Origin of the sequence: Paraburkholderia acidisoli (assembly GCF_009789675.1) — a bacterium.
Classification (GTDB): Bacteria; Pseudomonadota; Gammaproteobacteria; order Burkholderiales; family Burkholderiaceae; genus Paraburkholderia; species Paraburkholderia acidisoli.
Map to the genome: position 1 here is coordinate 886720 of NZ_CP046916.1, position 24008 is coordinate 910727.

The 24008-nt window shown below is 66.3% G+C and carries 18 protein-coding genes; 11 read left to right on the forward strand and 7 right to left on the reverse strand.

All coding sequences use genetic code 11. The annotated features are described in order from the left end of the window. Positions 1 to 2 precede the first annotated feature (2 nt). Positions 3 to 953 (reverse strand): non-homologous end joining protein Ku, encoded by a 951-nt coding sequence (gene ku, locus FAZ98_RS32880; protein ID WP_158958017.1) that lies wholly within the window; start codon positions 951 to 953, stop codon positions 3 to 5. 285 nt (positions 954 to 1238) lie between these two features. Here ku and FAZ98_RS32885 point away from each other — a divergent pair, with 285 nt between their 5' ends. Further along, positions 1239 to 4283, forward strand: a complete 3045-nt coding sequence (locus FAZ98_RS32885; protein WP_158958019.1) for a PAS domain S-box protein — start codon at positions 1239 to 1241, stop codon at positions 4281 to 4283. 444 nt (positions 4284 to 4727) lie between these two features. After that, positions 4728 to 5168 carry a hypothetical protein gene (locus FAZ98_RS32890; RefSeq protein WP_233272972.1) on the forward strand — a complete coding sequence of 147 codons (441 nt, stop codon included), beginning with the start codon at positions 4728 to 4730 and terminating at the stop codon, positions 5166 to 5168. 34 nt (positions 5169 to 5202) lie between these two features. On the opposite strand, the gene FAZ98_RS32895 is transcribed toward FAZ98_RS32890, so the two are convergent. Next, positions 5203 to 6831 carry an EAL domain-containing protein gene (locus FAZ98_RS32895; protein ID WP_233272973.1) on the reverse strand — a complete coding sequence of 543 codons (1629 nt, stop codon included), beginning with the start codon at positions 6829 to 6831 and terminating at the stop codon, positions 5203 to 5205. A 221-nt stretch (positions 6832 to 7052) separates the two neighbouring features. Here FAZ98_RS32895 and FAZ98_RS32900 point away from each other — a divergent pair, with 221 nt between their 5' ends. Continuing rightward, complete coding sequence (locus FAZ98_RS32900) at positions 7053 to 8513, forward strand: MFS transporter (RefSeq protein ID WP_158958023.1); 1461 nt, start codon at positions 7053 to 7055, stop codon at positions 8511 to 8513. A 33-nt stretch (positions 8514 to 8546) separates the two neighbouring features. On the opposite strand, the gene FAZ98_RS32905 is transcribed toward FAZ98_RS32900, so the two are convergent. Further along, entirely contained in the window at positions 8547 to 9731 is a 1185-nt protein-coding gene (locus FAZ98_RS32905) for a porin (RefSeq protein ID WP_158958025.1), read from the reverse strand. 273 nt (positions 9732 to 10004) lie between these two features. Here FAZ98_RS32905 and FAZ98_RS32910 point away from each other — a divergent pair, with 273 nt between their 5' ends. The 6 genes from FAZ98_RS32910 to FAZ98_RS32935 all read left to right on the forward strand — a co-directional run bounded on the left by FAZ98_RS32910 (position 10005) and on the right by FAZ98_RS32935 (position 16059). After that, a complete protein-coding gene (locus tag FAZ98_RS32910) occupies positions 10005 to 11159 on the forward strand; it encodes a LysR family transcriptional regulator (protein ID WP_158958026.1) in 1155 nt (384 codons plus the stop codon). 108 nt (positions 11160 to 11267) lie between these two features. Continuing rightward, a complete protein-coding gene (locus tag FAZ98_RS32915; protein WP_158958028.1) occupies positions 11268 to 11924 on the forward strand; it encodes a DUF4286 family protein in 657 nt (218 codons plus the stop codon). Positions 11925 to 12037: 113 nt separating this feature from the next. Continuing rightward, the gene (locus tag FAZ98_RS32920) at positions 12038 to 13348 is read left to right on the forward strand and encodes an MFS transporter (protein WP_158958030.1); all 1311 of its coding nucleotides are present in this window, start codon (positions 12038 to 12040) and stop codon (positions 13346 to 13348) included. A gap of 73 nt (positions 13349 to 13421) precedes the next feature. Beyond that, positions 13422 to 14123 (forward strand): DUF2848 domain-containing protein, encoded by a 702-nt coding sequence (locus tag FAZ98_RS32925; RefSeq protein WP_158958032.1) that lies wholly within the window; start codon positions 13422 to 13424, stop codon positions 14121 to 14123. A 141-nt stretch (positions 14124 to 14264) separates the two neighbouring features. Beyond that, positions 14265 to 15638, forward strand: a complete 1374-nt coding sequence (locus tag FAZ98_RS32930; protein WP_158958034.1) for an amidase — start codon at positions 14265 to 14267, stop codon at positions 15636 to 15638. 82 nt (positions 15639 to 15720) lie between these two features. Then, positions 15721 to 16059: a DUF2322 family protein gene (locus tag FAZ98_RS32935; RefSeq protein WP_199272503.1), complete on the forward strand. Its 339-nt coding sequence runs from the start codon at positions 15721 to 15723 to the stop codon at positions 16057 to 16059. A gap of 113 nt (positions 16060 to 16172) precedes the next feature. On the opposite strand, the gene FAZ98_RS32940 is transcribed toward FAZ98_RS32935, so the two are convergent. From FAZ98_RS32940 to FAZ98_RS32950, 3 genes are all read right to left on the reverse strand, one after another. Continuing rightward, positions 16173 to 17612: an MFS transporter gene (locus tag FAZ98_RS32940; protein ID WP_158958036.1), complete on the reverse strand. Its 1440-nt coding sequence runs from the start codon at positions 17610 to 17612 to the stop codon at positions 16173 to 16175. A gap of 77 nt (positions 17613 to 17689) precedes the next feature. Continuing rightward, positions 17690 to 18844: a CaiB/BaiF CoA transferase family protein gene (locus FAZ98_RS32945; protein WP_158958038.1), complete on the reverse strand. Its 1155-nt coding sequence runs from the start codon at positions 18842 to 18844 to the stop codon at positions 17690 to 17692. A 16-nt stretch (positions 18845 to 18860) separates the two neighbouring features. Beyond that, complete coding sequence (locus FAZ98_RS32950) at positions 18861 to 19802, reverse strand: hydroxymethylglutaryl-CoA lyase (protein ID WP_158958040.1); 942 nt, start codon at positions 19800 to 19802, stop codon at positions 18861 to 18863. 154 nt (positions 19803 to 19956) lie between these two features. Between FAZ98_RS32950 and FAZ98_RS32955 the strand changes: the two genes are divergently transcribed. Further along, positions 19957 to 20904 (forward strand): LysR family transcriptional regulator, encoded by a 948-nt coding sequence (locus tag FAZ98_RS32955; protein WP_158958042.1) that lies wholly within the window; start codon positions 19957 to 19959, stop codon positions 20902 to 20904. 95 nt (positions 20905 to 20999) lie between these two features. Further along, positions 21000 to 21665, forward strand: a complete 666-nt coding sequence (locus FAZ98_RS32960; RefSeq protein WP_158958044.1) for a DUF2278 family protein — start codon at positions 21000 to 21002, stop codon at positions 21663 to 21665. A 13-nt stretch (positions 21666 to 21678) separates the two neighbouring features. Here the strand turns inward: FAZ98_RS32960 and FAZ98_RS32965 are convergent, their stop codons facing one another. Beyond that, positions 21679 to 23871, reverse strand: a complete 2193-nt coding sequence (locus FAZ98_RS32965; RefSeq protein ID WP_199272504.1) for a TonB-dependent siderophore receptor — start codon at positions 23869 to 23871, stop codon at positions 21679 to 21681. Positions 23872 to 24008: the final 137 nt, after the last annotated feature.

The following is a 24008-nucleotide window of genomic DNA, read 5'->3' on the forward strand; positions in this document are numbered from 1 at the left end:
GTTCATGCTGCTTTGCGGCCGCGCTTCGAAGCGGGTTTCGTGCGCGCGGTTTCGCGTGTTGCTTCGCGCGGCGCCGCGTCGTCCTTCGAGTCGCTCCTTGTGCCGCCCTTCGCGCCGTCCTTCGACTCGTCGCTCGACGCGCCGCGCGTGCTGCCCTTGCGCTGCCCCAGGCTGCGCTTGAGCAGATCCGACAGATCGACGATATCGGCGCTGCGGCGCGCGGGTTCGGCACGCTCGACCGGCGCGATCTCATGCGCCTTGCCTTCGTTCGCCTTGCGTTCGGCCAGTTCCAGGATCGCGTCGCGATACGTGTCGCGATACGCCTCGGGATCCCACTCGGTGCTCATATCGTCGATGAGCTTTTTCGCCATGTTCAGCTCGCCCGCGCTCACGCCCGCCGCCTTCGCGCTCTTCGGCAAACCCTGGATCTCGTCCATGTCGCGCACTTCGGTCGACCAGCGCAAGGTTTGCAGCGCGAGCGCGGGACCGGCCGCCACCAGCGCCGCGAGATGCTGCCGGCTGTGCAGCACGACGTTCGCAATGCCGATCTTGCCGCTCGCCGCGAGCGCGTCGCGCAACAGCGCGTAGGTCTTGCCCGCGCGCTTGTCGGGCGCGAGCCAGTACGGGGTATCGAGGTAAAGAAACGAGACCTGCGCCGCTTCCACGAAGCCGAGAATATCCACGGTCTGGGTCTGCTCGGGACTCGCCGCGTCGATTTCCTCGTCGGACATCACCACGAACTCGCCCTTCTCGTACTCGTAGCCGCGCACGATGTCGTCGCGTTTGACCGGCTTGCCGGTGCGCTTGTTGATCTGCTGATACCCCACCGGGTCGAGCGAGCGCTTGTCGAGCAGATGAAAGCCCGTGCGCTCGCTTTGGGTGGCGGGAAATACCTCGACCGGCACATAGACCAGTCCGAAACTGATGGCGCCTTTCCAGATCGCGCGCGGCATGATGGACTCTCCTCGCATTGGGAACGCGTACGGTATAGCCGGCCTGTCGAGCAATCGCAATGCCCGCAGCGGCGCGGCTTTGCGCGGATTCCGCAGACGAAACTCACCGCCTGAAACCCGCCTCGCGGCGAAAAAGGGCCGCACCGCGCCTGGCCGTGGCACTGTTTTTTGCGCAACGGGAATACGCAATGCTGAGCCATGGGGGAAGCGCCACGCGGCGCGCCGCTATCGTCAAGCGCGGCGCGTAGGGCGGGTGCGATGGCCACAGCCAAGGGAGGCACGAGCATGCCGGACGATGGCGCACCCGCGCTCAACGTCGAAGACGTCCTCATTACCGAACTGCTGGCGAGCCGCCCCAATCGTCTGCCTGACTACCAGGGCGAAAGCGGCGCGCTCTCCACGCTCGCACTGGAGATGGCGCGCAATCCTTCCGGCGTCCTGCACAAGGTCGCCGACTATGCGCGCGTGCTGTGCGGCGCGGAATCGGCTGGCGTGAGCGTGCTCGAACGCTATGCGGGAGAGCCCGTGGTGCGCTGGTGCGCCACGTCGGGCCGCTATGCCGCCCATCTCGACCGCGCGCTGCCGATCGACGGCTGCGCCTGCGGCGCCGTTGCGCAGCGCAATGCGCTGCTGTTGTTCGAGCGCCCCGAGCGCTGCTTTGCGATGTACGAAACCATCGGCCCGGCCATTCACGAGGCGCTGCACGTGCCGTGGATCATCAACGGCCAGGTGGTCGGCACGGTCTGGGTGCTCTCGCACGACACCGACAAGCATTTCGACGCGGAAGACGCGCGGCTGCTGCAAAGCCTCGCGTCGAGCGCATGTGCGGCGTTCCAGATGACGCGCGCGATGAGCGACGCGCGCGACGCCGGCCAGAACCTCGCCGAGCAGGTTGCATCCCGCACGCGTTCGCTGCAGGACATCAATGCCCGTTTGCGCGACGAGTCCAAGCAGCGCAAGGACGCCGAACACGCCTTGCACGAAAGCGAGGCGCGCTTGCAGGCGGCCGTCTCGATCGAAACCGTGGGCGTACTGTTCTTCAACCTGGACGGCACGATGGCCGACGCCAACGACGCCTTCGAGCAGATGAGCGGCTACACCCGCGCCGACCTGCGCGCCGCCGCGCGCACGCCGGCCCCGCGCGATCCGCTGCGCGAAGCCCACAATCCGGTTCGCAACCCCGTCCGCAACCCGGCCCGCGTGCCGCTCGACGCGCTCGGCGTGACGACGCGCGCCGTCAACGATCTCGCCACCGCCGGCCGCACCCAGCCCTACGAGCGCGAACTCGTGCGCAAGGACGGCACGCACTGGTGGGGCCTCTTCGCGCCCACGCGCCTCTCGGGCGCGGGCATGGAGTCGAAGTGCGCGGAATTCGTGCTCGACATCACCGAGCGGCGGCGCGTGGAGACGGAATGCATGGAGAGCGAGGAGCGTTTTCGCGCGCTCGTGGAAGGCTTTGCCCAGGCCGTGTGGGAAACCGACGCGCGCGGCCAGACCGGCACGGCGTCGGCGAGCTGGTCCGCGTACACGGGGCAGCCGGTCGAGGAATGGCTCGGCGACGGCTGGATCGACGCCGTGCACCCGGAGGACCGCGAGTACGCCCTGCGCAACTGGAAGGAATCCGTGGCCATGCAACGGGTGGTGAACGCCGAGTTCCGCCTGCACACGGCCACCGGCGGCTGGCGCTGGACCAACCTGCGCGCCGCGCCGCTCTGGAACGCCGACGGCAGCGTGCGCAAGTGGGTGGGCATGAACATCGACATCGACGACCGGCGTGGCGCGCAGGAAGCGCTACGCGAAAGCGAGGCGCGTTTTCGCGCGCTCGCCGACGCGTCGCCCGCGCTGATCTGGCAGATCGACACGCTCGGCAATACCGTCTACCTGAACCAGCGCTATCTCGCGGCCATCGGCCTCACCCCCGACGAACTCCTGCTCACGGCGTGGCACGCGATCGTGCATCCGCTGGACCTGCCGAGCTTTCTCACGAGTCTGCAGGCCGCGCAGCGCGAACAGAGCGCGTTTCAGAGCCGTATCCGCATCAAGGTGAAGGACGATAGCTGGCATTGGTTCGAGACCGGTTGCGCGCCGTGGTTTTCGTCCAGCGGCGAATACCGCGGCCACGTGGGTGTCTCCATCGACATCAGCGAGGCCGTGCGTGCCGAAGACGCGCTCAAGGAAGCGGACCGCCGCAAGGACGAATTCCTCGCCACGCTCGCCCACGAGTTGCGCAACCCGCTCGCGCCCATTGCCAACGCCTTGCACCTGCTGCGGCGCGACGACATGCCCGGCCAGTCGCAGCCGATCCTCGCCATGCTCGACCGCCAGGTGCATCACATGGTGCGGTTGATCGACGATCTGATGGAGGTTTCGCGCATCACGCGCGGCAAGATCGGGCTCATCAAGGCGCCGGTTTCGCTCGCGGAGATCATCGACAACGCGCTGGAGACGAGCCGCCCCGTGATCGATCAGGTCCGCCACGAACTCACGGTGACGATGCCCGAGACGCCGCTCATGCTCGACGCCGACCGCACGCGGCTCACCCAGGTATTCACGAACCTGCTCAACAACGCCGCGCGCTACACCGACGCGGGCGGCGCGATTCGGGTGAGCGCGCAACGCGAGGGCGAGTGGGCCGTGATCGTCTTGCGCGACACGGGTATCGGCATGTCGACGGAGCAGATCGACAAGGCATTCGAGATGTTCGCGCAAGGGCAGCGCCCCTCCGCGCGCGGTCAGGGCGGCCTCGGGATTGGCCTGACGATGGTGCGTCACCTCGTGCGCATGCACGGCGGTACGGTCGAAGCGGCCAGCGCCGGGCCCGGCAAGGGCAGCGCGTTCACGGTGCGCCTGCCGCTGCTCGCGCGCGGCGATCAGGCCGACATGGCCGATCAGGCCGCGCGGATGGCGAGCGGGCAGGTCGGCAGCGACCAGACGAGCGCCAGCGTGGCGGAACCGCTCTCGGGCAAACGCATTCTCGTGGTGGACGACAACCGCGACGCGGCCGATTCGCTCGCGATGGTGCTGCAAGGCGAAGGCGCCGACGTGCACGTGGCCTACGACGGCGCGGCCGCGCTCGCGGCACTCGAGGCTTCGTCGCCGCAATCCGAGCCGCAGGCCATCGTGCTCGACATCGGCATGCCGGGCATGGACGGCTATGCGATCGCGCGGACCATTCGTCAGAGCCGGCGCTTTCGCGGCGTGTTCATCGTCGCGCTCACGGGCTGGGGCCAGCATGCCGACCGCTTGCGCTCGCGCATGAGCGGCATCGACTCGCATCTCACCAAGCCTGTCGATTTCCCCGCGCTCATGGATCTGCTCGTTACGCATTGACGCTCGCCTCGCTCGACGCTCGCGCCGCATGTTAAAGAACCAACCGCCAGTGAGATCGACCGTGCGATGACGCGAAACGCCTCATGACATGTCATCGATGAAGGAATGAATTCGTCGGCGGATTTCGCGAATTGATTGCCCGTGCATCTATCCAGACAGGTGCGATTCGGGTATGTCGCGTGCTAGGCAGATTCGGCTGGCGAGACGCCATCGAGCGACTACAATAAATCGGAGTAGGTCAATCGGTAGGCCGTTGGGTGCCCGCAGTGAGTTCAATAGAAGTTCGGTAGTGAGACGGTGTCATTCCTGATCCGCTATTCACGCTATTCCGCTATTGGAGGCATGCCCATGACGTGCCTGAACGAAAGACTGATCGGCGCACTCCTGCTTATGCTGGGTGGATACGCTTACGCTGAAGGTCCTGCCGCCGCACTGCCCGAAACCATGACCGTTGCGAATATTGCAACCACGCCCATGGAAGTGGGCTCCTCCTTACCCGAGCCCACGGTTTATTTGCATCGGTACGAGATGCAATATCAGGCCAATCAAGCCAGTCAAACCGATCCCATGTTCGCGCAACTGGAAAACTTTTATAGCGCGCCCATCGGCAAAAACGAATTCGACTTCGAGCGCAAGGCGGCGGGGCAAAAAACCGCTCGCAACGCCGCTCCGGCCGCCGCGGCCAACGCGCTGCATATCGGGCCGTCCACCGCCCCGCAAATCTCCATCGTCCAGTTGCAGAACCAGACGCTCACGCTCGGCGCACAGCCGCAGCGGCGTCTTTCGTTGACAGTGGACGACTGGGTGTTTTCGGCCACGGCGCGGCTCGCCGTGCTCAAGTCGCACGACACCGGCGCGACGCTCACGGTGCGCAAGGGCTTTTAAGCTTTAAACGCAGGACAACGCCGCTAGACCGCGCTCACGGGTTGCGCGCGAACGCGAGCGCCTGTCCTTCGCGCGACGCCTGCGCGGCGTGATGAGCCGGGCCGGGCCGGTAGTAGTAGAAACCCTGCGCGTAGCGAATGCCGAGCCGGCACAGCATCTCGTGCTGTGCCTGGGTTTCCACGCCTTCGGCAATGATCTGCATGCCGAAATGACTCGCCACGGCCGCAATGCCCTTCATCAGCTGATCGCCGCGGCGTTCCAGTTGTTGCACGAACTGCCCGTCGATCTTCACGTAGTCGAACGGAAAGCGCGCGAGCAAGTCGAGATTGCTGTGATGGGTGCCGAAGTCGTCGATGGCGAACTGCACGCCGCGCGCCTTCAGCATTTCGAAAATCGCCTCGGTATGCGGGCGTTTTTCCAGCAGGAAGCGCTCGGTCACTTCGAGGATCAGCACGACGCCTTCGGGCAGGCGTTCCACCGCCGCGAGCACTTCGGCCACGAACGTCTTGCGCTCGAAGTCGGCGGGTGCAACGTTCACCGCCAGATGGAACGGGCGCACGCTGCTGTGTTTCGCGCTGGCCTGCGCGCCCTCTTCGCTCCCGCGTTCGAGCACGAAACGCGTGACGCGGCCCAGCAGGCGGCTCGCTTCGACATCGGCCATGAACACGGCCGGGCTGATTGCGCCGAACTTGGGATGCGTCCAGCGAATCAGCGCTTCCATGCCGGCCACGCGGCCCGTTTCGAGTTCGATCACGGGCTGGTACGCCACGTAGAACTGGCCGAGCCGGAGCCCGCGCTCGACCGCCGAGAGCAGGAGCCGGCGCGGCGCGAACGCGATCAGCCAGATCGCGCCCATCAGCAGGTCGATCAGGAGCGCCGCCGCGCCGAACATGAGGCAATACTTCCAGCGCGCTTCGTCGTAGGCGGCGCCCGGAAACGACACGCTCACGTCGAAGCCCCAGCGCTTCGAGACGGCGCGCGCGCCCGGCCGCCGCGTGGCGCGTTCGTCCGCGTCCCGGGCCGCCTGCGCCGAGGTCCACACGCCGCGATCGTCGAGCGTGCCCGCGCCCGGCACCGTGAGCGTCACGCGGTCGGCGCCATAGCGCACGCCATGCGCGAGCGCGTCGGCAATATAAGTCGATTCGATTACATAGAGCAGCCCGACCGAGGGGCCGGTGGGCACATAGAGCGGCAGCACCGGCACCGTGGGCTGCCACGGCGAACCGCCGATCAGGTTGATGGACGTGACGCCGGGGACTTGCGTGAAGAACGGCGCGAGCGTCATGTCGAGCGGGCCGAGCGCCGCCGAGCAATAGATACGGCCGTTCGCAACCAGATTAATGCCGCGCACATAGTTCACTCTCGTGCGCAGCACGGCGAAGCGGCGCGCCACGCTTTCGCAGGTTTCGCCGGGCAGCGCCGCGAGCGCGCCGCTTTGCGAGGACTGCACGCTGTCGAGCATGCGCCCGACCGCCGTGACCATGTCGCGCGCGATCAGGCCTTCGCGTTCGCGGATCGATTCGGTGCCCTCGCGCACGCCCGCCACGACGGCGAGCAGCAGCAGCGCGCCGGCACACGTAACCGTGGCGACGAGCGCCAGCGTCGGCATGAAGCCGGACAAGGGACGCTTGCGGATGGCAATACGTTCGGCACTGAGTGTCATGGATGGACGGTGTGGTGCGGCCGGCGCGCACGAGTCACCCGCGAATGCGTTCGCGCCGCCCGTGCCTCTCAACGCGCTGTCACAGCGCCGCTTTTTTGTATGACGGAAATGATACGTCAGCGCCCCTCTCGAATGACGATTTTTCCTACGCAATTGCAAGGTTTTTCGTCGGGAATGACATATGCGCAACGGCTACCCGAGCCATTTACGTTCTTTCCCCGATGACTTCTCAAGCGACGTTCTCCGACCGGCCCGCCATCGTCGAAACGACCCTGCCCGCGCGGCTCGACCGCCTGCCGTGGGGCCGCTTTCATTGGCTGATCGTGGTGGCGCTGGGCGTGACGTGGTTGCTCGATGGCCTCGAAGTCACGCTCGCGGGCGCGGTGGCGAGCGCGCTGAAAACCAGCCCGATGCTGCATTTCGACAACGCCCAGGTCGGGCTCGCGGGCAGCGCGTATATCGGCGGCGCGGTGCTGGGGGCGCTTGGCTTTGGCTGGCTCACGGACCGGCTGGGGCGCCGCAAGCTGTTTTTCATCACGCTCGCGGTGTATCTGCTCGCCACGGCGGCCACCTCGCTCTCGTGGAGCTTCGCGAGCTTCGTGGTGTTCCGCGCGATCACGGGCGCGGGCATCGGCGGCGAGTACGCGGCCATCAATTCCACGATTCAGGAGTTCACGCCCGCGCGCGTGCGTGGCTGGACCGACCTGAGTATCAACGGCACGTTCTGGGTGGGCGCGGGCATTGGCGCGGCGGGCTCGCTCGTGCTGCTCGACTCGCATTTCCTGCCCGCGGATTGGGGCTGGCGCTCCTGCTTTCTGATTGGCGCGGTGCTCGCGCTCGTGATTCTGCCGATGCGCCGCTGGATTCCCGAAAGCCCCCGCTGGCTGCTCACGCACGGCGAGCACGACGAGGCGCAGCGCATCGTGGAAGGCATCGAGGCGCGCTTTCGCGCGGAAGGCCACACGCTCGACGAACCGTCGCACCAGCCGCTGCGTTTGCATGCGCGCGACCACACGCCGCTCGGCGAAGTGCTGCACGCGATCTTCGTGACGCACCGGCGGCGCGCGCTGGTCGGGCTGGCGCTGATGACCGCGCAGGCGTTCTTCTACAACGCCATTTTCTTCACCTACGCGCTCGTGCTCACCGAGTTCTATCGCGTGCCGGGCGGTAGCGTGGGCTTGTATCTGCTGCCGTTCGCGCTCGGCAATTTTCTCGGACCGATTCTGCTCGGCCGCTTGTTCGACGTGATCGGGCGCCGCCGCATGATCGCCGCGACCTATGCGATATCCGGCGTGCTGCTCACCGTGAGCGGCTGGCTCTTCGCACAGGGCCTGCTCTCGGTGACGATGCAGACCGGCGCGTGGATGGTGATCTTCTTCTTTGCATCGGCGGCGGCGAGTTCCGCGTATCTCACGGTGAGCGAATCGTTTCCGCTCGAGATTCGCGCGCTCGCCATCGCGGTCTTCTACGCGTTCGGCACGGCGCTCGGCGGCATGATCGGCCCGGCGTTTTTCGGGCGCCTGATCGACACGCATCAGCGCGGCGCCGTGTTCACGGGCTATCTCGTGGGCTCGGCGCTCATGATCGGCGCGGCCGTCATCGCGGCCATCTGGGGCGTGGACGCCGAGCGCAAGTCGCTCGAAAGCGTCGCCGCACCGCTTTCGGCGGTGGACGACACGTGAATCGAGATCCCGTTCCGTATGACTTCGGCTGGCCTAGAACTTGTGCGTGATGCCCGTGAGCACCGCCAGCTGATTCGGCGTGGACGATGCCGACAAACCGTTGAGATTGGCCACGGCCGCCTGGCCGCTCGAATCCGTGCCCGAGGCATGCTGATACAAGCCGACCAGATACACCTGGGTGCGCTTCGAGAGAATATAGGTCGCGCCCAGATCGCCCTGCTGATAATTCACGCGATTCACGCCATAGCCGTGCGTGTAATCGTACGCGGCGCCCAGCAATAGCGAAGGCGTCACGAGATAGCGCAGATTGAGTTCGGCGTTATGGAATTTCGCGGCGCCGCTGTAGCCACGCGGGTTGAGGCTTGCGAACGCGCCGAGATCGCGGAACTGCGTATTCGTGTACACGGCGCCGAGCGTCACCGCGCCAAGCCGGTAGTTGCCGCCCAGCGCGACGATCTGCTCGCTGCCCGCCGATGCATAGCCGGAATACACGCGGCTCGCGGCCATGTTGCTCGCGGTGGCGCTAGACGTGGCGTTGTTGCCGAAGTACGAGAAGTTCGGATCTTCCACGTGCACGTAGGCCGCGCCCAGCGTGAGCGGACCGTGGGTATAGCCCGCGCCCAGCGACCAGATCGCGTTGCGGCTGAACTGTCCCGCCACGCCGCCGAAGCTGTAGAGACCGCTCACGCGCAGGCCGTTCCAGGTGGGCGTCGTGTACTTGACCGAACTGTTCGAGCGATAGTCGTTGTTGGTGTTGTCGAGGTCGCCGGGGTGGCCGCCCAGGTAGGTCGCCCATTGCGCGCCCGCGATCAGCGGCGTGACGAAATCCACCACGGCGTCGTACTGGCGGCCGAGCGTGAGCGTGCCCGCCTGCTTCGACGTGAGGCCCATATACGCTTGCCGGCCGAACAGATCGCCGCCTTGCTGGAAACCGCCCGTGCTCGACGAATAGCCGTTTTCGAGCAGGAACAACGCGCCCAGCCCGTTGCCGAGGTCCTCGTAACCGCGCAAGCCCCAGCGATTGCCGAGCACGTTGCTGCTGTTCATTTCCACCTGATGCTTGCCGCCCGCATTATTGGCGTAGACGAGCGCGGTGTCGATGGTGCCGTACAGCGTGACGCTCGATTGCGCATGCGCCGCGCCGGACAGCGTGGCGGCGGCAACCGCCACCAGGGCGGCAAGAGTCGTGGCGTGGGCGCGCAAAGGCGGCTTCCTCATGGGTTTTCCTCGTTTTATTTGGCACTCCGATTCATCGGCGCGATCGAGCAAGCGCGTGACGAACGCGGCGGCCGGATGGACCGGCGGGTGCCAGGGCTGGTCGATGCGAGAGTGTTGCGATTCCGGGGCCAGCCGGTCCAACAAGAAAAAAATTTCGCGCTGAAAAGATTTTGCTATCGATGGCGACGCCGCCTGCCGCGACGGCGCGCAATTTGACCAAAAATCCGACGCGTTATGATGCGGGGCTCGCCGTGTCTTTCGCCCTTGCGCACCATGAACATCCGCTTCCTCGAAACCTTTATCTGGCTGGCGCGTCTGCAGAACTTCCGTCTCACCGCGGAAAAGCTCCACACGACGCAGGCCGCCGTGTCGAGCCGTATCGCCTCGCTCGAGGAAAGCTTCGACGTGCGCCTGTTCGACCGCAACTCGCGCTCGGCCACGCTCACGCCCGCGGGGCGCAAGATGCTCGCGTACGCCGAGCGCATCGTCAATCTGGGCGAGGAAATGCGCCGCGAAGTGGAAGACGCGAGCGGCGACGGCGGGCTGATCCGTATCGGCGTGGTCGAGTCGATCGTGCACAGCTGGTTTCCCGCGCTCATGGCGCGCGTGCGCGAGCGCTTCCCGCATCTGGAAGTGGAGGTCACGAGCGACACCACGATCCATCTCGCGCAATTGCTGCGCGCCGACGCCGTGGACCTGATCCTGCAAACGCACGCGCTCAACGACCGCGAGTTCGCCGACCAGCCGCTCTGCGAATTCCCCATGCGCTGGGTCGCGAGCCCGTCGCTCGGCCTCTCGGGGCAGCCCGTCGATCTCGCACGCCTCGCGGAGTTTCCCGTCATCAGCTTTTCGCGCAACTCGGGTCCGCACATCGCGCTCGAACGCGAATTCGCGCACGCGGTGGAGCGGCCCGTGCGCATCAACTGCATCAGCTCGGTCGCGGCCATGATCCGGCTCGTGGCCGACGGCTTTGGCGTGACCGTGCTGCCGCCCGCCATCATCCAGCGCGAGTTGCGCGAAGGCGCGCTCGAAGTGCTCGACGTGGAAAGCGGATTCGTGCCGTTGCCGCTGGTGGCGAGCTACCGGCTGCAAAATCACCCCATGGCCGCGCGCGTGGCCGAACTCGCCGCCGAGCAGGCGCGCGCCTTCGTACTCGCTTTGGGGCCGGATCTGGACGGCGCGGCGGTGGGAACTATCGAGGTGGATAGCCGAGCCGCTGGCGCCGCCGACATCGACATACCCGCACCCGACTCGCCCGCGACAGGCAACGCCGTGCGCGTTACCGCGAAGCGCCCGTCGCGCCGGTCTCCCGCCAAGGCGGTCAAAGGCGCAGCAAGCCCTGCCGAAACGCCCGTCAAAGCGCCGGTTAAAGCGCCCGCTAAAGTGCCCGTCAAAGCGCGCTCGCCGCGCGCCGCCCGTAAGCGATAAGAAAACCCTTTCACTGCCTATTTTTTTTCTTGTTGGACCGAAACGCCCCGCTCTCGCCAAACTGCGCTGACCGATTCAACGATTCAACGCCTTGCGCAGGAAGACCCGATGAGCACCACACCGCACGCCCAGCCCGGCCAGCTTTGCATCTGGACCGATACCGACCCGCAAGCCGAAGCCGACTTCAACGCGTGGTACGACCGCGAGCACATGCAGGAACGCGTGGGCATTCGCGGCTTTCGCTTTGCGCGCCGCTTTCTCGCCAATGACGGCGCGGCGCGCCGCTATCTCGCGCTGTACGTCACCGAATCGCTCGACGTGTTTCGCAGCGACGCCTATCACCAGGCGTTCACGCAGCAAACCGACTGGTCGCTGCGCAATTTCTCGCACATGAGCGACACGCAGCGGCGCGTGGGCGAGCTGGCGTTCGAAGCCGGCGAAGGCGAAGGCGCCCATGTCGCGATATTCGTGGCCTCGCCGGCCGCACTCGCCGCCGCGAACTGGCGCGATCTCGCCGATGCCGCCACGCACGAGGCCGGCGTGCATGCAGTGCGCGTGTTCCGCACCGAAGGCTCGCTGTCCGCGCCGCTGTCCACCGGCGCCGCCGACGCCGCCACGCGCGCCGCGCAGGAAGACGCCGTCGTATTCGTCGAAGGCAGTGCGAACGAAGCCGCGCGCGCCGCGGCCCAAAAGCTCGCCCAGGCCTGCGGCGTCGCGCCGGATTCGGTGCGCAGCTTCGACATGCTCTGGCGCCTTTCGGCCTGAGTTCGGCCTGACCTGGAACTCGCCAGCCCGGGCCGCTCAACGCCACACCTCACGTCAACGCCACACGCCAGGCCACCCGCAAGACGGCCCGCCCCATGACCACGGAGAACCCGATGAACTCTCTCGCACAAGAAGCCCCGACGGCCAGCCACCCGCGCGCCGGACGCGGCCGCCTCGCGACCGCCAGCATGATCGGCACGTCGCTCGAATGGTATGACTTCACCGTCTACAACACGCTCGCGGCGCTCGTCTTCAATCACCTGTTCTTCCCGTCCGTCGATCCGCTCGCGGGCACGCTGCTGGCGTTTTCGACCTACGCGGTCGGGTATGTCTCGCGGCCGCTCGGCGGTTTCATCTTCGGCAATCTCGGCGACCGCGTGGGCCGCCGCGCCGTGCTCATGCTCACGCTCGTGCTCATGGGCCTCACCACCGCGCTGATGGGCGTGCTGCCCACCTATGCCACCGCCGGCATCCTGAGCCCGATGCTGCTCGTCGCGCTGCGCTTCGTGCAGGGCATCGCGCTCGGCGGCGAATGGGCGGGCGCGGTGCTGCTCGCGGTCGAACACGGCGACCAGAACAAGCGCGGCCTCAACGCCTCGTGGGCGCAGGTCGGGCCGTCGTTCGGCACGCTGCTGGGCACGGGCTTCATTGCGCTGATCACGCTCGCGGTGTCGTCGGAGGACTTCCTCACGTGGGGCTGGCGCGTGCCGTTCCTCGCGAGCCTGCTGCTGGTCGGCTTCGGCCTGTGGGTGCGCCGCAGCGTGGGCGAAACGCCCGCGTTCGAAAAGCTCAACGAAGCGCATGCCACGGCCAAGGTGCCGGTGCTCGAAGTGTTCCAGCAGCACTGGCGCCGGCTGATCGTGGCGGGCGGTGCGCGTATCGGCTCGGACGTGCTCTACGCGCTGCTCGTGGTGTTCACGCTCACCTACGTGACCACGGTGCTCAATCTCTCGCGCTCGCTCGCACTGACCGCCGTGCTCGCGGGCACCGCCTGCAACGCCGCGACCGTGCCGCTGTTCGGCGCGCTCTCCGACCGCTTCGGCCGTCGCCCCGTGTATCTCGGCGGCGTGATCGCGGCGATCGTCTGGGCGTTCGGCTTCTTCATGCTGATGAACACCTCGCAGCCCGCGCTGATCGTGCTCGCCGTGATCATCGGCCTCGTGATTCACGCGGTGATGTACGGCCCGCAGGCCGCCTTCGTGACCGAACAGTTCCCGACGCGCGTGCGCTACGCCGGTTCGTCGCTGGCCTATACGCTCGCGGGCATTCTGGGCGGCGGCTTCGCCCCGCTCATCATCGTCGCGCTGTTCCGCGCCTCGCATGGCACGACGGCCGTGTCGCTCTACGTGACCGGCGCGCTGATCGTCACCGGCATCGCGCTGCTGGCCGCCCGCGAAACGGCGAAGCGCCCGCTGCAAGACTGATTCCGCACTTCCGCCCGGCGTGCGCGTGGGTTAGCGCGCGCCGGGCTCGCTCCCCCTTCCTCGAATTCCCATCATGACGACGCTTTCCTTCAACGTCCTGCCGGCCGATGGCGCGGCCACGCCGCTCACGCTCGACATCGACACGCTCGTGATCGCCGGCTGGGCCGGCCGCGACGCGCACGCGATCCAGCATCACATCGACGAACTCGCGGCGCTCGGCGTCGCGCCGCCCTCGAGCACGCCGCTCTTCTACCGCGTGGGCGCGGAGCAACTGAGCCAGGCCGAAACCGTCGACGTGCTCGGCACGCACACGAGCGGCGAGGTCGAATGCGTGCTGTTCGCGAGCCCGCTGGGCACGCTCGTGACGATCGGCTCCGACCACACCGACCGCAAAGCCGAAGCGTACAGCGTGGCCGTCTCGAAGCAGGTCTGCCCGAAGCCGCTCGGCCGCGAAGCATGGCGTTACGAAGACGTGGCCGGGCACTGGGACCAGTTGACGATGCGCGCGACGCTCGTCACCGCGAACGGCGCCACGCGCGCCTACCAGAGCGGCGCCGTGGACGGCCTGCTGCCGCCCGCCGATCTCTGGCAACGCTACACCGAAGACGGCGCGTTGCCGCCGGGCAGCGCGATGTACAGCGGCACGCTCGCGGTGCAAGGCGCGATGGCGGCGATGGAATCCGGCGACGCGTTCGAGCTCGAACTACACGATCCCGTGCTGAAGCGCAGCCTGCGCGCGCGTTACGCGATTCGCGCGCTGCCGGTCGTGGCCTGACCGACTTATCGCTTGATTTAGATTTTTGGGCGCGACGGTTTTGCGCCCCGTTCCTGTTCCGCTTTCGTGCGTTGCGCGTGTGACGAATCACGCGCCATTCACGCAATCCACGTCACTCACGCCCTTCACGCCCCGCACGCCATGTCATTCGCTCCCGCCACACCGCTTACGCAACTCGCCGCCGACCTCGACGCGGGCCGCACGACCAGCCGCGCGCTCGTCGAAGCCGCGCTCGACCGCATCGCCGCTGAAGGCAACCATGGCGGCCACGCTTTCGTTTCTGTGGATGCCGAACGCGCGCGCGGCGAAGCCGACGCCCAGGACGCGCTGCGCCGCGCGGGCGTGAAGCTTTCGCCGCTCGCGGGCGTACCGGTGTCGATCAAGGATCTGTTCGATGTGGCGGGCGAGCGCACGCGCGCCGGTTCGCGCGTGTTCGACGGCGTCGCGCCCGCCACGCAGGACGCCGAAGCCGTCGCGCGCCTGCGCCGCGCGGGCGCGGTGCCGCTCGGCCGCACCAACATGAGCGAGTTCGCGTTCTCCGGGCTCGGCGTGAATCCGTGGTACGGCACGCCGCGCTCGCCCTGGCGCGACGGCGCCAGCGGCGAAGCGCGCGTGGCGGGCGGTTCGTCGTCGGGCGCCGCGATGTCGGTGGCGTTCGGCATGGCGGCGGCGGGCCTCGGCAGCGACACTGGCGGCTCGCTGCGCATTCCCGCCGCATTCTGCGGCCTCACCGGCTTCAAGCCCACGGCGCGACGCGTGCCGACCGCTGGCGCGTTCCCGCTTTCCACCACGCTCGATTCGATCGGCGCGATCGCACCGGGCGTGGCGTGTTGCGCGATGGTCGATCGCGTGCTCGCGGGATTGCCCGTCGACACGCCCGGGTTGCCCGGCGATACGGCGGCCGGTTTGCGTCTCGCGGTGCTCACGAACTACGTGACCGAAGGCATGGACGCGCGCGTGAGCGAGGCGTGGGAAACCGCGCTCGGCCGCCTCGCGCGCGCGGGCGTGCAACTCACGCCGCTGCGCCTGCCGCTGCTCGACACGCTGCCGTCGATCAACCGCTTCGGTTTCTCGCCGATCGAAGCGTACGCGACGCATCGCGGCCACCTGCCCGGGCACGCCGACCGTTACGACCCGCGCGTGCTCGCGCGCATTCGTATCGGCGAAACGGCGCTGGCCGCCGATTACCTCGATCTGATCGCGGCGCGCGCGGCGGCCACCGCGCAAGCCCACGCGGCACTCGACGGTTTCGATGGCTTCCTCATGCCGACCGTGCCGATCGTGCCGCCGGCGATTGCGGCGCTCGAAGCCGACGCGGCGCATTTCGCCGCCACCAACGCGCTGGTGCTGCGCAATCCGTCGACGGTCAACTTCCTGGACGGCTGCGCGGTCTCGCTGCCCTGCACGCCGCGCGACTCGGCGCCCGTGGGCTTGAGCGTGTGCGGACTCGGCGGCCGCGACGCGCGCTTGCTGCGCGTGGCGACGGCGATCGAAGCCGTGTTGCAAGCCGCCTGAAAACGGGAGACGACGGCTGCCTGGCGCGCGATCGGCTAAGATACGGGGCTATTTTTCATCGAACCAACGGAGCATTGCTGTGATTCAACCGATTCAACCGGGCCAAGTCTTCAAGGAAAACCTCGCGCAACTGCCGGGCATTGACGGTATCGAGCGTATCGACCTCGTCGACGGCCAGGGCGCCGTGCTCGCCAGCATCGAGAACAAGCCCGGCAAGCAAGGCTCGCTCGCGGTTTATTACTATCTGCGCGAGGCGTTCGGCATGCTCGACGCGCGCGCCGCGCAGCACGGTCTCGCCGTGTTCGCGGAGCATTCGGCGGACGCGCGCAATCGTCCGGGCGCGCATCCGAATGTGGATCGCCTGCTGGAGATCGTGGCGGGTGGGGAGGCGTTGAAGGTTGAGGTGGTTAAGGCCGCGTGAGGCACGCGTGAGCGCACGTGAGCGACTGCCGCTATCGCCCCACTAGCGCGCAGCACGCCAGTACGAAAAAACGGCCGCATTGCGAGCCGTTTTTTCGTTGATAACGAATCCCCTCAGCCCGACAACTCATCCAGCCTCACCCCATTGGTCTTCGGCCCGAACGCGCCGATCGACACCATCACCGCGAGCATGCACACCACGATGCCCGCGAACACACCGCCCACGCCGAAGTCACGCAGCAACGCGGCGATGATGAAACCCGACATCATCGCGCCCACCCGGCTCGCCGAATACACGATCCCGTTCGCGCTGCATCGCACCGCGGTGGGGAACAACTCCGCCTGATACGCGTGATAGCACACTGAAATCGTCTGCCCCGCAAGACTGATCAGCACACCTAGCGAAATCAACGCTACCGCGCCGCGCGAATGCGCGAACAGCGAACCGAACACGATCACCGCGAACGCGGAGCCCACGATCAGCCACTTGCGCTCGATACGGTCCGCCACGAGCATCGCCAGCATCGGGCCGCACGGCAACGCGATCGCGATCACGAACGCGTAGAGCAAACTCTTCGTGACCGTCACGCCCTGCCCGATCAGCAAGGTCGGCACCCAGTTCGCGAAGCCGTAATAGCCCACCGCCTGGCACAGATTGAACGCGATCAGCATGAGGAGGCGCGCGCGATATGGCGGCTGCCAGAGTTCTGCAAGCGACGCGCGACGATGCGGCGGCAGCGCTACCACCGGCGCAGGTTCGGGCAACGCGCGCCCGCTTTCGCGCTCGGCCTGCGCTTCCATTCTTGCGATCACCTGCTCGGCGGCCTCGGTGCGGCCATGCGAGACGAGCCAGCGCGGGCTTTCCGGCACGCGCCGGCGCACGATCCACACGAGCGCCGCGCCCAACGAACCCGCGAGCACGACCCAGCGCCAGCCGTCGAAGCCGAACGGCGCAAGCGGCACGAGCCACCACGAAAGCAGCGCGGAAACCGGTGCCGCGCAGAACATGATCGCCTGATTGAACGCCATGGCCCGGCCGCGCATTTGCTGCGGCACCATCTCCGTCACGTAACTGTCGATGGTGACGATCTCGATGCCCACGCCGATGCCCGTCACGAAGCGCCAGAGTATCAGCCCCTCGGAGCTGTGCTGGAACGCCATCGCGACCGAGCCGATCGAATACCAGAGCAGCGAAAACGTGAACACGCTGCGCCGCCCGAAGCGGTCGGGCAGCCAGCCGAAGCAGAACGTGCCGATGAACAGCCCCGCGAACGTCGCCGCCACGAAGGCGCCAATGCCGTTGAAACCGAAGAAGGCCGAGGTGGTCGTTTGCAGCAGACCGCTTTTCGCCATGCCGGGCGCGACGTAGCCCGTGAAGATCAGATCGTAGACTTCGAAGAAGCCGCCGAGCGATATCAGCAACACGAGCATCCAGAGTTGCCGCGTGGCGGGCAGCCGGTCGAGGCGTGCGGAAAGCGCCGCGGCGGCGCGGCTGGCGACGGGTATGGCCGTGACGGCGTCGAGCGGATCGTCCGCGCCCAGGGTTCGTTGCATGCTTGTCTCCGTGTCGGCGCCTCGTCGGGCGTCTGATCAGGTGGATGCCGGAACGTCATGATCCGGCGCGGGCCAACTCAGTGCGCAATCTCCTCGTGCTTGAGGCGCGCCAAGACTTCCTCGGTGTGTTCGCCCACGCGCGCGAGCGGCTGGCGCACGCCGGGGCGGCGCCCGCCCATCGTGATCGGCAGCAGCACGACTTCCGTGGTGCCGCCGTCGTCGGTTTGCATCGGCACGAGTCCGCCGCTTTGCTTCAGGTGCGGATCGTCGAGCAGTTGATCGGGCCGCACGATGGGCGCGTAGGGAATGCCCGCAGCTTCGAACTGCGAAATCAATTCGGATGCCTGACGATGTTTCAACACCTCGCCGAGACGCGCCAGCAATTCGGGCCGCACGGCCACGCGCAGTGCGTTGTTCGCGAAGCGCGGCTCGGCCGCCAGTTCGGGGCAGCCGATCACGTCGCAAAGCGTGACAAATTGCTTGTCGCTCACGGCGCCGATGAAAAGCTGCTCGCCGTGCGCGAGCGTGAACACGTCGTAGACGCTCCATGCGGAAACGCGCGACGGCATTGGCGGCGGCGCTTCACGCGTCATCGCGTATTGCTGCATGTGCTGCGCGCTCAAAAACACACAGTTTTCGAACAACGCGCTTTGCACCTCCTGGCCGCGGCCCGTGGCGTCGCGCTCGCGCAGCGCCGCCAGCACGCCAATCGCGCCAAACATGCCGCCCATGATGTCGTTCACCGACGTCCCCGCGCGCAGCGGCCGCCCTTCCGGGCCGGTCATGTAAGAGAGGCCGCCCATCATCTGCACGACTTCGTCGAGCGCGAGACGCTTCTCGTAGGGCCCCGGCAGGAAGCCTTTATGCGACACATAGATCAGGCGCGGATAGCGCTGCGAGAGCGTCGCGTAATCGAGGCCGAGTTTTTCCATCAGGCCGGGCCGGAAGTTTTCCAGCACGATGTCGCTTTGGCCGATCAGTTCCGTGGCGGTCGCGCGGCCGCTCTCCGTGGTGATGTCGATCACCACGCTCTTCTTGTTGCGATTGAACGAGCGAAAGAAGCCGATCCCGAGTCCCGGCAGATTGCGCGTCTTGTCGCCGCCGGGCGGTTCGATCTTGATGACTTCGGCGCCCAGATCCGCGAGGATCATGCCGCAGGTCGGACCCATGACCATATGGGTGAATTCGACCACGCGCACGCCTTCGAGCGGCAAACGAGTTTCAGTATTCATAAGGATCTCGAATCAATCAGAAAACGGAGGTGGAAACCGGTCGGAACGTCTTCGGCAAACCGGCGCGCCAGAGCGTGCCGTGCAGCGCTTCGCCTTCGAGCCAGGCGGCCACGCGCGCGCGCAGCGCCAGCAGCCGGCCGAGGTCGATGCCGGTGTCGATACCCATGTCGGCGAGCATGAACGCGAGGTCTTCGCTCGACGCATTGCCGCTCGCACCCGGCGCATGCGGACAGCCACCGATACCGGCCAGCGTGGCGTCGAAGCGCGTCACGCCGGTTTCCAGCGCCGCGTAGACGTTGGCGAGCGCGAGACCGCGCGTGTCGTGAAAGTGCGCACAGCAGAGTCGGTCGCCAGCGATATTGCGCGCGGCCTCGAACAGCATGCGCACGGCCGCGGGATTCGCATACCCGACGGTATCCGCGAGACTCACACGATCGGCGCCCGCGTCGAGCAGCATCTGCATGCAGCGCAGCACCTGCGCGGTTTCCACATGCCCTTGCAGCGTGCAGCCGAACGCCGTGCCGATGCCGCCTTCGATCAACGTTTTCGAACCGCTCGCGTCGCGCGCGGCCCGCATGCGCGCGACTTCGGCAACCACGTCTTCAGGCGTTTTGCGCAGATTCGCGAGGCTGTGCGCCACGCTGGCCGAGAGCGGCACGAGCATCCAGTCGGCGTGTGTCTCGATGGCGCGTTCGGCGCCCTTGAGGTTCGGCACGAGCACCGAGACGACGAGGCCCGGCAAGGTCTTCGCGTAGGCGACGAGTTCCGCCGTATCGGCGAGTTGCGGCAAGAGGCGCGCGGGCACGAACGAACCCACTTCGATCTCGCGCTGGCCCGCCTCGTAAGCGCCGCGAATCCATTCGAGCTTGTGCTCGGTGGGCAGCACGCGCTCGATGCTTTGCAGGCCGTCGCGCAAACCGACTTCGCGGATCACGGCGCGCTGGGGAATGAGGGACATGAAGCGTTGTCTCCGTGTTTGGTATGCGGCCTTGCTGCAGCCGTTGTGCTAACCGATGTGCTAACCGATGTGCTAACTTTAGGCATTCCATGAAATACATAAAGCGGTATTTTGGAAGCTTAATCATTCCAAACCGGAAACACAGGAGACGTCCGTGCGCGACATCGATCTGAAAACGCTGCGCCTGTTCGTGAGCGTGTGCGAACACGGCAACATGGGCCGCGCCGCGCGTGAGGAACACATCGAGCCTTCGGCCATCAGCAAGCGCATCGCGCAACTGGAGAGCGAATTCGGCGTGCCCCTGCTCGCGCGTTCGCGGCGCGGCGTGCAGCCCACGGCGGCAGGACTCGCGCTCATCGAGCATGCGCGCAGCGTGATTTTCACGCTCGAGCGCGCCGCCAGCGACGTCGCCGCGCTCGGTAGCGGCCTCTATGGCAGCGTAAGCGTCTGTGCCTCGGCATCGGCCATTGCGGAGGCCTTGCTCGACGATCTCGCCTCGTTCATGCGCCTGCCCGCGCATCAGAACATCCGCGTGAATGTGGAGGAACGCACCTCGCGCGACCTGGTTGCGCGCGTGCGCGACGGCGCCGTGTCGCTCGGCGTGTGCTGGGACAACGTGGATTCAACGGGCCTCGAAGTGCGGCCGTGGCGCGAGGACCGGCTCGCGCTCGCGGTGCATCCCGAGCACGCGCTCGCGAAGCGCCGTTCGATGGCGTTCGAAGAGACGCTCGATTACGAGCACGTGGGTTTGCCGCCGTCCACCGCCGTGCATACGTTGCTGCAGCGCGCGGCGGCGCAGAGCGGACGCACGGTCGCCTATCGCGCGGTGGTGTCGAATTTCGATGCCGCGTTCCGTGTGGTGGCCGCGAATCTCGGCATCAGCGTGGTGCCGGAAGAAGTGGGCAAGACCTATGGACGCATCACCAACGTGCGCACGATTCCGCTCACGGATGCATGGGCGCGCCGCCGCTTCATCGTTTGCTTTCGTGCATTCGACGCGTTGCAGCCCGCCGCGCAGCACATGGTCGAACATCTGGTGGAACGCGCCATGCCGGCTGCGAAGTCCCCGCGCGCGGTGAAAGCCACGCGCAAGAATGCGTGAGGCAACCGTCATGCGCAATGTGACAGCGCAGTGTCAGCGCATCGTCATGTGATTGCGGCACAATGCGTCGATTCCCCACTCGCGAGGAGCACCGCATGGCCCTGCCGTATGGTTTCGTGAAGACGAAGATCGTGAGCGCGCCGCAACTGAAATCCACGCGCCGCCCGCACGAAGTTCAATATCATCTGCACTTCGGCGTGAGCGTGAACGGCGCGCAGTGGGATATCGCCGTGAACGTGGGCACGACCGACGCCGACGACTTGCTCAAGTACAAGCTCGTCTACGACTTCCGCCACCCCATCATCGAGCAACTGAAAGCGGCGCAGGCCGGTTCGACCACGCTCACGGGTACGCAGGCACTCCCCGCGCTCGACTTCCAGCGCAGCGACTTTCTCGCGAACACGGGCGCGTGGCGCGACAGCGACGTGATGGACGGCTCGGACACCGTGCTGCCCGTTGCCTCGCTCGAACGCCTGTTGTTAAGCGCGCAACAATCGTCGTACGACGTGTACGTGTTCGGCCGCTTTTACAGCGAAGGGAACGGCGTGCACGACGTCCACATGAATCAAGGCTCGAAGGGCGAGTTCATTCATCGCGCGGGCAACGACAAGAACGACCACAACGACATCTGGCAAGACGGCGCGCTGCTCGTGGATGTCGGGCAGCCGCAGTGGGCGCTCTATGCGGCCGCGTTCGATCAGCAGTATCTGCCCACCGACGACCTCGGCAATCCCACCGCGAACTCGAAGCCGATTTCGTGAGCTTGCGCGCGCGTCAGAAGTCGATCTTCGCGTTGAGGCTCACCATGCGCGGATCGCCCGGCGCGATGTAGTCGGCGTACTGGAACATCCAGTAGCGGCGATTGGCGATATTGTCGATGGCCGCGCGCAGCGTGACGTCGTGGCCGCCCACGCGCGTCAGGTAGTTCGCGCCCACGTTGACGAGCAGAAAGCCGCCGGTTTGCAGATTGTTCTGCGGGCGCACTTCGGTGTTGCCCGTGAACTTCGCGTCGGCGCCCAGTTGCAGGCCCGGCACGTAAGGCACGTCGTAGCTCACGCGTCCGGCCACGACGAACTTGGGCGCGCCCGCCACGCGATTCGTGTTGTACGACTGGCCCTTCGCGTACCACGTATCGAGCAGCATCACGTCGCCGGACACCTGCCAGCTGCGGCCGAGCCGCACGCTGCCGCCCGCTTCGATACCCTCGTAGATCGAGTCGCCGTCCTGCACGTACACGTTCGCGCTGTTCGCATAGGCCGCGCCGCGTTCGATGCGGAACAGCGCGGCATTCGCGCTCCAGCGCGCATGCTCGCTCTTCACGCCGATCTCGTACTGACGCGAGCGTAGCGGCCGCAGCATCGAACCGCCGTTCGCGTAGATGCTGTCGACGATCGCGCCCTGCTCCAGCGACTCGACATAGCTTGCATACAGCGTGGTCTGCGGTTCGAGCTTGAACATCAGCGCGAACGTTGGCGTGAATACCCCGTTCTGGCTGTACGAAGCGGTCTTCGCGCCCGTGGTCGCGTAGGTATCCTGACTATAGTTGGTGTAGCGCAGACCCGCGAGCAACGACCAGCGGCTCGTGATCTCGACCGTGTCGCTCGCGAACACCGAAGCCTGCGTGATCTCGCTCGCACGATACTTTTCGAGCCCGCTGCCGGAGTAGTATCGCCACGGATTCGGCTGGTAGAGATTGCCGTCGCCCTGGGTGAAATACAGCGAATTCGAAGCGTAGTCGTTGGTCTGGTGCTGCCACGATCCGCCCATTACCAGTTGATGCGTGAGCGGCCCCGTTTTCACCTTGCCTTCGAACATGCCCTGCCAGTAGATGTCCTGATGGCCTTCGTCGCCGTTCCAGCGCGAGTCGGAATAGTCGCCCGCCTGGTTGAGCAGCGTGAGCGTGCTCTCGTTGCGATCGCGCGACGACTTGCTGTAGCTGCCCGAGGTGCTGAAGGACCAGTCCGGCGCGATCTGATAACGCACGCCCGCCGTGTACAGCTGCAAGTTCGTGTTCAGATGCTGATCGGTGCCGCCCAGCCAGTTGGTGCCGCCGCTCAGCACGGCAGGCAGGCTCGACGCCGTATAGCTGCCCGTGTAGATCGCGGGCGTCTGACCGCTCGAACGAATCGTTTGATACAGCGCGTTGAAATAGACCTGCAAATCGCGCGTGAGCTGGCCGTCGAGCGCGACCGAAAGCGAATTGCGATTGATATCGCCCGCGTTATAGGTCTTGCCCGCTTCCTTCGTGTAATTCAGCCGCGCGCCGAACATGTCGTCGGGACCGAAGCGCCGGCTCAAATCCACGTGCTCGCGCATCACGCCGTCCATGCGATAGCCAACGTCGAGGCTCGTCACCGGGTCCTTGCCGGCACGCTTCGTGACGTAGTTGACGAGGCCGCCTGGCTGCGCGAAACCGTACATGAAGCCGCCGAGGCCCTTGAGCAGTTCGACGCGATCGAGCTGTTCGTAAGGCATGGTGATGCCGTACGAGATGAACGGATTGCCGTCGATACGAAAGCCGTTCTGCCAGTCGATCGGCAGGCCGCGAATCGTGATGTAAGTCGCCCACGCGCTGTAGGCGTTGCTGTTGTCGCTCACGGAGGCGTCGCCCGCGAATACGTCGCCGAGACGATAGACCTGACGATCGGCGAGATCGTCGCCGGTCACGACCGTGGTCGAAAACGGCGTATCGAGCTGCGTGCGCGTGCCGAGCGCGCCGCTCGACACCGGTGCGTCGAGGTGCAACGGCGAATCGCTCACGGCGCTCGCGTTGACTTTCACGGCGGGCAGCGTGGGCGCGGCGGTTTGCGCCGACGTAACCGCCGGCGTTGATGCCGCGTTCGCCGCCGATGTCGCCGGTTCAGGCGTGGTCTGAGCCCAGGCCGCTTGCGAGGCCGCAAAAGTCAGCCAGACGGCCAGGGAAATCGGGCGATATCGCGCGCCGCGAGTGAAGCCTCGATCGGTCATGTCGTTCAGAAAGATGTCCCCATCGCCAATGAGACGCATTCTCATTAGCATCCGGGGCGCAATCTTAACAAACTCGTCACGAGATTTCAAAGCGATTACAGCGGGGGATAACAGTTTGCAACGACTATTGGGGCAGG

What these genes read in the sequence shown, in the direction of transcription:
- ku (WP_158958017.1), bottom strand. Translation starts at nt 953, where the DNA reads ATGCCGCGCGCGATCTGGAAAGGCGCCATCAGTTTCGGACTGGTCTAT.
- FAZ98_RS32885 (WP_158958019.1), top strand. Translation starts at nt 1,239, where the DNA reads ATGCCGGACGATGGCGCACCCGCGCTCAACGTCGAAGACGTCCTCATT.
- FAZ98_RS32890 (WP_233272972.1), top strand. Translation starts at nt 4,728, where the DNA reads ATGACCGTTGCGAATATTGCAACCACGCCCATGGAAGTGGGCTCCTCC.
- FAZ98_RS32895 (WP_233272973.1), bottom strand. Translation starts at nt 6,831, where the DNA reads ATGACACTCAGTGCCGAACGTATTGCCATCCGCAAGCGTCCCTTGTCC.
- FAZ98_RS32900 (WP_158958023.1), top strand. Translation starts at nt 7,053, where the DNA reads ATGACTTCTCAAGCGACGTTCTCCGACCGGCCCGCCATCGTCGAAACG.
- FAZ98_RS32905 (WP_158958025.1), bottom strand. Translation starts at nt 9,731, where the DNA reads ATGAGGAAGCCGCCTTTGCGCGCCCACGCCACGACTCTTGCCGCCCTG.
- FAZ98_RS32910 (WP_158958026.1), top strand. Translation starts at nt 10,005, where the DNA reads ATGAACATCCGCTTCCTCGAAACCTTTATCTGGCTGGCGCGTCTGCAG.
- FAZ98_RS32915 (WP_158958028.1), top strand. Translation starts at nt 11,268, where the DNA reads ATGAGCACCACACCGCACGCCCAGCCCGGCCAGCTTTGCATCTGGACC.
- FAZ98_RS32920 (WP_158958030.1), top strand. Translation starts at nt 12,038, where the DNA reads ATGAACTCTCTCGCACAAGAAGCCCCGACGGCCAGCCACCCGCGCGCC.
- FAZ98_RS32925 (WP_158958032.1), top strand. Translation starts at nt 13,422, where the DNA reads ATGACGACGCTTTCCTTCAACGTCCTGCCGGCCGATGGCGCGGCCACG.
- FAZ98_RS32930 (WP_158958034.1), top strand. Translation starts at nt 14,265, where the DNA reads ATGTCATTCGCTCCCGCCACACCGCTTACGCAACTCGCCGCCGACCTC.
- FAZ98_RS32940 (WP_158958036.1), bottom strand. Translation starts at nt 17,612, where the DNA reads ATGCAACGAACCCTGGGCGCGGACGATCCGCTCGACGCCGTCACGGCC.
- FAZ98_RS32945 (WP_158958038.1), bottom strand. Translation starts at nt 18,844, where the DNA reads ATGAATACTGAAACTCGTTTGCCGCTCGAAGGCGTGCGCGTGGTCGAA.
- FAZ98_RS32950 (WP_158958040.1), bottom strand. Translation starts at nt 19,802, where the DNA reads ATGTCCCTCATTCCCCAGCGCGCCGTGATCCGCGAAGTCGGTTTGCGC.
- FAZ98_RS32960 (WP_158958044.1), top strand. Translation starts at nt 21,000, where the DNA reads ATGGCCCTGCCGTATGGTTTCGTGAAGACGAAGATCGTGAGCGCGCCG.
- FAZ98_RS32965 (WP_199272504.1), bottom strand. Translation starts at nt 23,871, where the DNA reads ATGACCGATCGAGGCTTCACTCGCGGCGCGCGATATCGCCCGATTTCC.